The organism is Microseira wollei NIES-4236 (assembly GCF_020521235.1).
GTDB classification, from domain to species: domain Bacteria; phylum Cyanobacteriota; class Cyanobacteriia; order Cyanobacteriales; family Aerosakkonemataceae; genus Microseira; species Microseira wollei.
In genome coordinates, this window is sequence record NZ_BLAY01000500.1 from 1 (window position 1) to 691 (window position 691).

Consider the following 691-nt stretch of genomic DNA (forward strand, 5'->3'; position numbering starts at 1 on the left):
ATTCGGATATCTCCGGTTCATTGCTTGCTTCCTGCTCCCCGGAGCGTTTCGTCGGTCACCACGTCCTTCTTCGCCTCTGCGTGCCTAGGTATCCACCGTCAGCCGTTTTTAGCTTGACCACTTTTTTCCTTTCTACCTGCTCATTTACTTTGATGCCAATGGCATCCTAGTTTATGCTGGTTTATACTTTTTGTTGCTATGCAGTTTTCTTGGTTCTGGCTGGTTTTTCCTCCAGCAGTCTCCCTGGTTTTATTCCCGTTGAGTTGCTGGACTCTATCTGCACTTGCTCTCACCCACTGGAGGTAAGCGGACTCGAACCGCTGGCTTCTGCCGTGCAAAGGCAGCGCTCTACCAACTGAGCTATACCCCCATTTTTTCTGTTTCAGGTGGGCCATCCTGGACTTGAACCAGGGACCTCACCCTTATCAGGGGTGCGCTCTAACCACCTGAGCTAATAGCCCACATTTGCGAACCTTTTCATAGTTTGAAAGCTTTTCCCAACATCTCGTTCGACCTGGGATGACTCGGCTTGACTGCTTGGCAAACAAGCATTCAACCCCAGTTGGTCTCCCTTAAAAGGAGGTGATCCAGCCACACCTTCCGGTACGGCTACCTTGTTACGACTTCACCCCAGTCATCAGCCCCACCTTCGGCGTCTCCTTCCTTAACGGTTAGGATAACGACTTCGGGC

2 tRNA genes and 2 rRNA genes are annotated in these 691 nt (G+C 51.2%); all 4 read right to left on the minus strand.

Annotated features, from left to right (window positions below):
* Nucleotides 1-119 (minus strand): 23S ribosomal RNA (locus MiSe_RS49515); the annotation flags it as partial.
* A gap of 178 nt (nt 120-297) precedes the next feature.
* A tRNA-Ala gene (locus MiSe_RS49520) sits at nt 298-370 on the minus strand.
* Nucleotides 371-387: 17 nt separating this feature from the next.
* Nucleotides 388-461, minus strand: a tRNA-Ile gene (locus tag MiSe_RS49525).
* 114 nt (nt 462-575) lie between these two features.
* Nucleotides 576-691: ribosomal RNA gene (locus MiSe_RS49530) — 16S ribosomal RNA — on the minus strand; the annotation flags it as partial.